This is a genomic window from Streptomyces viridosporus, from assembly GCF_002078235.1.
Lineage (GTDB): Bacteria > Actinomycetota > Actinomycetes > Streptomycetales > Streptomycetaceae > Streptomyces > Streptomyces viridosporus.
Genome location: NZ_MSGP01000035.1, coordinates 1 through 7,839 on the forward strand (window position 1 = coordinate 1; position 7,839 = coordinate 7,839).

The window sequence follows — 7,839 nt, forward strand, 5'->3', positions numbered from 1 at the left end:
AGGCGGTTGGCGCCGTGCACGCCGGTGCAGGCGACCTCGCCGCACGCGTACAGGCCGGGGACGGTGGTGCGGCCGTGGGAGTCGGTGCGGACGCCGCCGGAGGCGTAGTGGGCGGCCGGGGCGACCGGGACGGGCTCGGTGACCGGGTCGATGCCGTGGGCGCGGCAGGCGGCGAGGATCGTGGGGAAGCGGCGCTCCCACATCTCGGCGCCGAAGTGGCGGGCGTCCAGGTACATGTGCTCGGCGTCCTGCTCCCGCATGCGGCGCATGATGCCCTTGGCGACGATGTCCCGGGGCGCGAGTTCGGCCAGCTCGTGCTGCCCGACCATGAAGCGCACGCCGTCGGCGTCCACCAGGTGGGCGCCCTCGCCGCGGACCGCCTCGGAGACCAGGGGCTGCTGGCCCTCCGCCTCGGGTCCGAGGAACAGGACCGTGGGGTGGAACTGGACGAACTCCAGGTCGCTCACCTCGGCGCCCGCGCGCAGGGCGAGGGCCACGCCGTCGCCCGTGGAGACGGCGGGGTTGGTGGTGGCGGAGAAGACCTGGCCCATGCCGCCGGTGGCCAGGACCACCGCGGGGGCGTGGACGGCGCCCACGCCGTCGTGCTGACCCTCCCCCATGACGTGCAGGGTGACCCCGGCGGTGCGGCCGTCGGCGTCCGTGAGGAGGTCCAGGACGAGCGCGTTCTCGATGGTGCGCATTCCGCGTGCGCGGACCGCCTCGACCAGGGCGCGGGAGATCTCCGCGCCGGTGGCGTCGCCGCCCGCGTGGGCGATGCGGCGGCGGTGGTGGCCGCCCTCGCGGGTGAGCTCCAGCCCGCCCTCGGCGGACTCGTCGAACCGCGCGCCGGTGGCGATCAGCCGGCGCACGGCGTCGGGGCCCTCGGTGACCAGGAGGCGGACCGCCTCCTCGTCGCACAGGCCCGCGCCCGCGACCAGGGTGTCGTCCAGGTGCTGCGCGGGGGTGTCGCCCTCGCCGAGGGCCGCGGCGATGCCGCCCTGGGCCCAGCGGGTGGAGCCGTCGTCGAGCCGGGCCTTGGTGACGACGACGGTGGTCAGGCCGGCGGCCTCGCAGCGCAGGGCCGCGGTGAGGCCGGCGACGCCGGAGCCGACGACCACCACGTCGGCGGCGATGGACCACCCGGGCGCGGGCGCGTGCAGTCGTATGCCTGTGCTGGTCACGCGGCGGCTCCGAGGGTTCCGAAGGTCAGCGGGATGTTGTCGATCAGACGGGTGCCGCCCACCCGGGCGGCCACGGCCAGGACGGCCTCCCCGGTGAAGTCCTCGCCGATCTCGGTGAAGTCGGACGGGTCGACCAGGGCCAGGTAGTCCAGGACGAGGGGCGGGTCGAGGCGGGCGGCCTCGTCGAGGACCAGGCGGGTGGCGGCGAGGACGGCCGCCGGGCCGCCGGTGGTCGTGGCGACGGCGTGCGCGTCGGCCGCCGCGCGGGACTCCCCCATGGCGCTGAGCGCCTCCGCCCGTCCGTGCGAGGCGGGCACCTCGCGGGCACGCGCGCGCAGCGCCTCCTGGGCGGCGTGCCGGTCGCGGCCCGCGAACAGTGCCCGGGACAGGGCGAGCGCGGTGTGCCGCTCCAGGGGCGAGAGGTAGCGGTTGCGGCTGGACAGGGCGAGCCCGTCCTCCTCGCGGACGGTGGGCACGCCGACGATCTCGACGCCGAAGTTCAGGTCCCGCACCATGCGCCGGATCAGGGCGAGCTGCTGGGCGTCCTTCTGGCCGTAGAGGGCGACGTCGGGCCGGGTGAGGTGCAGCAGCTTGGCGACGACGGTGAGCACGCCGTCGAAGTGTCCGGGGCGTGCGGCGCCCTCCAGGCGCTCGCCCATGGGCCCGGCGCTGATCCGGACCTGGGGTTCGCCGCCCGGGTAGACCTCGTCGACGGCGGGGGCGAAGACGACGTCGGCGCCCGCCTGCCCGGCGAGCCCGAGGTCGGCGTCCAGGGTGCGCGGGTAGCGGTCGAGGTCCTCGCCCGCGCCGAACTGGAGCGGGTTGACGAAGACGGTGACCACGACCTCGCCCCCGGGGCCCGCGATCCGGCGCGCGGTGCGGATCAGCGTGGCGTGGCCCTCGTGCAGGGCGCCCATGGTCATCACGACGGCGCGGCGGCCCGTACGCGTGCGGGCGTGCAGTTCGCCGGCGGTGCGCAGCAGGGTGGTGGTCATCGGGCGACTCCGTTCCGGGACGCGCGCGTCGTGGTGCGGCTGGTGTGGGGGGCGGGGCGGCCGGTGCTGCTCATCGGGTCTCCCCCGGGCCGTCGGTGCCGGTGGTGCCGTCGGTGCCGGTGGTTCCGTCGGTTCCGTCGGCGAGTACCCCGAGGAGGTCCTCGGCGAGCTCCGGCTTCAGCAGTCCGTGGGCGAGCGCCCGGTCGGCGGTCGCGCGGGCCATCGCCAGGTAGCCGGCGACGGTCTGCGGGGCGTGCCTGCGCAACTCGGCGACGTGCGCGGAGACCGTGCCCGCGTCGCCGCGCGCGACCGGGCCGGTGAGGGCCGCGTCGCCGGAGCGCAGGGCGTTGTCCAGGGCCGCGCCGAGCAACGGGCCGAGCATCCGGTCGGGGGCCCCGACGCCGGCGGTGCGCAGCAGCTCCAGGGACTGGGCGACGAGGGTGACCAGGTGGTTGGCGCCCAGCGCGAGGGCCGCGTGGTACAGCGGGCGGTTCTCCTCGGCGATCCACTCCGGCTCGCCGCCCATCTCGATCACCAGGGCCTCGGCGGCCAGCCGCAGTTCCTCGGGCGCGGTGACGCCGAACGAGCACCCGGCGAGGCGCTGCACGTCGACGGGGGTGCCGGTGAAGGTCATCGCGGGATGCAGGGCCAGCGGCAGCGCACCGGCCCGCAGGGCGGGGTCGAGCACCTTCGCCCCGTACCGCCCGGAGGTGTGCACGAGCAGCTGCCCCGGCCGCACCGCACCGGTGTCGGCGAGTCCGGAGACGAGGCCGGGCAGGGCGTCGTCCGGGACGGTCAGCAGGACCAGCTCGGACCGCTCCAGGACCTCGGCGGGCGGCACCACCGGCACGTCGGGGAGCATCCGCTCCGCGCGTCTGCGGGAGGCGTCGGAGACCGCGGAGACGGCCACCGGGCGGTGCCCGGCGAGCTGGAGGGACGCGGCCAGCACGGGGCCCACGCGTCCGGCGCCGACGACGCCGACGGCGAGCCGCGCGGGGCGGTCCCTGGGATCTGGCTGTGGGGTTGTGTTCACGCGACGGCGGCCTTCCCGTTCCAGTCCGCTCGGGGTACCGGACGATTTCTCGTCATGTTAACGCGATCGGTTCCGGGGGACGGCCGGTCGTCCACAGCCTGTGGGTTTCCGTACGCCGGTGCGCCGTGCGCCTGTGCGGAAATGCGGGTGCCCGTGCGGACGGGGACGCGGGATGATCGCGGGCATGAGTGAGACGGCGGAGCGGGGCGGGGAAGCGTCGGAGCGGCTGCGGAGATGGGAGCGCCGTGAGGCCGCGTACCGGGCGGCCGGGCGGGTGCTGTCCCGGCCGGGCTTCCGGGGCACGATCCGCGAGCGGCTCGCCCTGCTGCAGGAGGCGGCACCCGAGGTGTACGACCTGGACCAGCCGGCGGACCTGTACGGCACCCGGATCGTGGAGGTGCTGGAGGAGCGGGTCGCCGCGCTGCTGGGCACGGAGGCGGCCGCGTTCTTCCCGACCGGCACGATGGCCCAGCAGGTGGCGCTGCGCTGCTGGGCGGGCCGCACCGGCAACCCGACGGTCGCGCTGCACGCGCTCTCCCATCCCGAGGTGCACGAGCGGAACGCCTTCAGTACGGTCGGCGGGCTGCGCCCGGTGCGCCTGACCGGCGAGCCCCGGCTGCCGACGGCCGAGGAGGTGCGCGCGTTCGAGGAGCCCTTCGGGGCCCTGATGCTGGAACTCCCCCTCAGGGACGCCGGTTTCCTGCTGCCCACGTGGGAGGAGCTCACCGAGCTGGTGGACGCCGCCCGGGAACGCGACGCGGTGGTGCACTTCGACGGGGCGCGCCTGTGGGAGTGCACCCCCCGCTTCGGCCGCCCCCTGGACGAGATCGCGGGCCTGGCCGACAGCGTCTACGTCTCGTTCTACAAGTCGCTCGACGGCTTCGGCGGCGCCGCGCTCGCGGGCCCGAAGACGCTGGTGGAGGAGGCGAAGGCCTGGCGGCACCGGTACGGCGGCACGGTCTTCCAGCAGTTCCCCACGGTGCTGTCGGCCCTGGTGGGCCTGGAGCGGGAGCTGCCCCGGCTGCCCGCGTACGTGGCCCACGCGCACGTGGTCGCCGCCGCGCTGCGCGAGGGGTTCGCGGAAGCCGGGGCGCCGTGGGCGCGGGTGCACCCGGAGGAGCCGCACACGCACGAGTTCCAGGTGTGGCTGCCGTACGACGCCGAAGTGCTCGCCGAGGCGGCGCTGCTCCAGGGCGAGGAGACGGGGACGATGCTGTTCGCCGCGGCCTGGGACCGGGGCGGTCCCGGCCTGGCCTTCACGGAGGTCGCCGTGCGCGCCGCCGGCCTCGAGTGGACCGCGCGGGACGTGCGGGCGGCGGTCGCGGACTTCGTCGCACGGGTGGGAGCGCTCGACGGGCGGGGCGGGACTCCTGCGCCGGGAAGTCCCGCCGGTTGACGGGAGCCCCGGGCGTGGCCGGCGTTGTCGGTGGCGGGGTGCACCATGTGGGCATGAGCGTGCGCATCGACATCGCGGGGCTGCGGCCGGAGGGGGCCGTCGCCGTGCCCTCCCCCCTGGCCGAGCTCGGCATGGCGCTGCACGCCCTGTCCGAGCCGGGGCACCATCCGGGCCTGCAGGGCTGGGTGACCGGGGTGACCGCGCGGCTGGACCCGCACCTGGCGGACCGGATGTGCGAGGCCGACTTCCTGTGGCGCACGACGTTCTCGGACCTGTTCCTGCCGTGTGCGGGCGTCCCGGGCGGCCGGGCGCTCCCGGGCGCCGACCTGGCCGAGGAGCTGGACCTGCTGGACGAGCTGTCGGACGAGCAGTTCGTGGACGCCGCCCTGGAGTTCACCTGCGCGCTCCCCTACGGCACGCCGGGCCCGGGGCCGCTGACCGACGGGGGGCTGCGCCGGCGTTCGCTGGAACTGGCCGCCGCGCGGGGGCCGCGCCAGGTCCGGTTCACCGAGCGGCTGCTGGCCGACCCGCCGCGGATCCGTGCCTGGCTGCGGCAGTTCCTCCAGGACTGCGACGAGGCGTTCTTCGCCGGGACCTGGTCCCGGCTGCGCCACCAGCTCGCCGCGGACACCCGCCACAAGACCGAGCTGCTGCGGCGCAAGGGGCTGGCCGAGGCACTGGCCGCGGTGTCCCCGGCGGTGACGTTCGACGAGGCGGCCGGCCGGATCACCGTCGACAAGCTGGGCGACGGCCGGACGGCCACGGCCGACGGCGGACTGCTGCTGATCCCCACCAGCCTGGGCTGGCCGCACCTGATGGTCCTGCACCGGTACGGCTGGCAGCCGGTGCTGCACTACCCGGTCGGCTCCCCCGAGCTCGCCGCCCCGCCGACGGTCGAGCAGCTGGCCCTGAGGATGACGGCGCTGTCCCATCCGGTCCGCATGCGCCTGTGCCGCCATCTGGCCCGCAGCGCGTACACCACCGGCGAGCTGGCGCAGGTGCACGGCATGACGGCGCCGGAGATATCCCGGCACCTGGGGGTGCTCAAGAGGGCCGGCCTGATCACCACGCGCCGCCGCGGGCGGTACGTGCTGCACCAGTTGGACGTGACGGTCGTGGCCCGGCTCGGCAGCGACTTCCTGGAGGGGATCCTGCGCTAGTCGAAGCGGATGTGGCGGATGCCGACGCCCGCCTGCCGCAGCCGGGTCCGCAGCGGGCCCTCGTCGTTGGGGCGCAGGGTCAGTCCGGCCAGGACGGCGATGCGGTCCGCCGTCTTCGGGACGGTCGTGCGGTCGGTCCACAGGTGCTCGGCGAACTCCGGCTCGGCGAGCCGCTCCAGACAGTGGTCGAGCTGCCGCACGGCCCAGCTCTCCCGCCGCAGGCCCGCGTTCTTCCCCCCGACGTGCCTCAGGAGGCGTCCGAAGCCGCGTTCGCGCAGCCGCCGCAGCACCGTTCCGCGTTCGGCGAGGAGGGTGAAGTGCCGCACGTCGTGACCGAGTTCGCGCAGGCGGCCGACGGTTTCCGCGAAGTGGCCGGAGTCGGTGACGGTCATGGGCGCGATCACCACGCCGTCGTGCTCGCTCAGGGCGAGGTCGAGGACCTCGACGACCCCCTGCCGCCAGGAGGCCAGGTCCCGGAAGTCCCCCCGGAGTCCCGGCGGGAGCGTGCGGTGCAGGCCGAAGCCGACGTGCTCGGGATCGCAGACGACGCTGCCGGGCAGCCGGCGCCGTATCTCGTGTGCGGTCTGTGTCTTGCCGCCCCCGAAGGGGCCGTTGATCCACAGGAGCATGGCAGAGGACCCTACCGACGCGGAGGGCGGGCGGTCAGCCGTTCAGCCGTGTCCGCCGCCCGCCCGCACCAGTCCCGTCTCGTAGGCGAGGACCACCACCTGCACCCGGTCCCGCAGGCCCAGCTTGGTCAGGATGCGGCCCACGTGCGTCTTCACCGTCGCCTCGGACAGCACCAGCCGGGCCGCGATCTCACCGTTGGACAGGCCCTGCGCGACCAGCACCATGACCTCCCGCTCGCGCTCGGTGAGCCGCTCCAGTTCCTTGTGCGCGGGCTGCTTGCCGGTGCCCGGCAGCATCGGCGCGAAGCGGTCCAGGAGCCGGCGGGTGGTGGACGGGGCGACCACGGCGTCGCCGCTGTGCACCGCGCGGATCGCGGCGAGCAGCTCGCCCGGCGGCACGTCCTTGAGCATGAAGCCGGAAGCGCCCGCCTTGAGCCCGGAGAAGGCGTACTCGTCGAGGTCGAAGGTGGTCAGGATCAGCACCTTCGGCGGGTCGGTGTCCGCGCAGATCCGGCGGGTCGTCTCCACCCCGTCGAGCTTCGGCATGCGGACGTCCATCAGCACCACGTCGACGGCGGTGGACCGCAGCACCTCGAGGGCCTCGACACCGTCGCCCGCCTCGGCCACGACCTCCATGTCCGGCTGGGCGGCGAGCACCATCCGGAACCCGGTGCGCAGCAGCACCTGGTCGTCGACGAGCATCACGCGGATCGTCATCAAGTCCTCTTCCGTCGTTACAGGTGTCAACACAGGGCATGCGCGGGCGTCAATGCGCGGGTTTGAGCGGCAGCAGGGCGCTGATGCGGAATCCTCCGCCGGGGCGCGGGCCCGCGTCCAGGGTGCCGCCGACCATGCCGACCCGCTCGCGCATGCCGATCAGGCCGTGGCCCTGGCCGTCGAAGCCGCCCTCCTCGTACAGCTCGTGCGGGGCGCCCTTGCCGTCGTCCTCGACGAGCAGGCCCAGCCCGTCGTCGAAGTACACCAGGCGCACGCTGGCGCCCGCGTTGGGTCCGCCGTGCTTGCGGGTGTTGGTGAGCGCCTCCTGCACGATGCGGTACGCGGTGAGCTCGACGCCGCTGGGCAGCGGGCGCGGGGTGCCCTCGATCCTGAAGTCCACGGGCAGTCCGGCCTCCCGGCACTGCTCGACGAGGTCCTCGATCTGCCGCACGTCGGGCTGCGGCACGTACTCCCCGGCCTCCTGGTGCTCGCCGGTGCGCAGCACGCCGAGCAGGCGGCGCATCTCGGCGANNGCAGCTCGCGCGCTATCCGGGCGCGTTCGGCGGCGACCGCCACCTTGGCCTGCGCCTCGCGCTCCTTCTCCAGCCGGGCGGCGCGCTCCTCCAGCTGCGCGAAGTAGGCGCGGCGGGTGCGGATGGAGTCGCCGAGCACCCAGGCGAGGGCGAAGGGCACGGCCAGGAAGATCACCACGGCGAGGTTGCCCGCCG

General features: G+C 75.1%; 7 protein-coding genes and 1 pseudogene. 2 read left to right on the forward strand and 6 right to left on the reverse strand.

Features of this window, described 5'->3' with window-relative positions; all coding sequences use genetic code 11:
- The 3 genes from B7L92_RS02610 to B7L92_RS02620 all read right to left on the reverse strand — a co-directional run.
- A partial coding sequence (locus B7L92_RS02610; protein ID WP_081235883.1) for an L-aspartate oxidase occupies window positions 1-1,181 on the reverse strand: 1,181 nt, incomplete at its 3' end.
- Window positions 1,178-2,176: a pantoate--beta-alanine ligase gene (gene panC / locus B7L92_RS02615; RefSeq protein ID WP_081235884.1), complete on the reverse strand. Its 999-nt coding sequence runs from the start codon at window positions 2,174-2,176 to the stop codon at window positions 1,178-1,180. The genes panC and B7L92_RS02610, both read right to left, overlap by 4 nt.
- 70 nt (window positions 2,177-2,246) lie before the next feature.
- On the reverse strand, window positions 2,247-3,209 hold the full coding sequence (locus B7L92_RS02620) for a Rossmann-like and DUF2520 domain-containing protein (RefSeq protein WP_081235885.1): 963 nt from the start codon (window positions 3,207-3,209) through the stop codon (window positions 2,247-2,249).
- A 184-nt stretch (window positions 3,210-3,393) separates the two neighbouring features.
- On the opposite strand from B7L92_RS02620, the gene B7L92_RS02625 reads away from it, so the two are divergent.
- On the forward strand, window positions 3,394-4,605 hold the full coding sequence (locus B7L92_RS02625; RefSeq protein WP_081235888.1) for a threonine aldolase family protein: 1,212 nt from the start codon (window positions 3,394-3,396) through the stop codon (window positions 4,603-4,605).
- 53 nt (window positions 4,606-4,658) lie between these two features.
- Entirely contained in the window at window positions 4,659-5,765 is a 1,107-nt protein-coding gene (locus tag B7L92_RS02630; RefSeq protein ID WP_081235886.1) for a DUF5937 family protein, read from the forward strand.
- Here B7L92_RS02630 and B7L92_RS02635 read toward each other — a convergent pair.
- The 3 genes and pseudogenes from B7L92_RS02635 to B7L92_RS02645 all read right to left on the reverse strand — a co-directional run.
- Entirely contained in the window at window positions 5,762-6,394 is a 633-nt protein-coding gene (locus tag B7L92_RS02635; protein WP_081235887.1) for an AAA family ATPase, read from the reverse strand. The genes B7L92_RS02630 and B7L92_RS02635 overlap by 4 nt on opposite strands.
- Window positions 6,395-6,436: 42 nt before the next feature.
- Complete coding sequence (locus B7L92_RS02640; protein WP_016825207.1) at window positions 6,437-7,111, reverse strand: response regulator; 675 nt, start codon at window positions 7,109-7,111, stop codon at window positions 6,437-6,439.
- A 49-nt stretch (window positions 7,112-7,160) separates the two neighbouring features.
- Window positions 7,161-7,839, reverse strand: a pseudogene (locus B7L92_RS02645) (sensor histidine kinase); the annotation flags it as partial.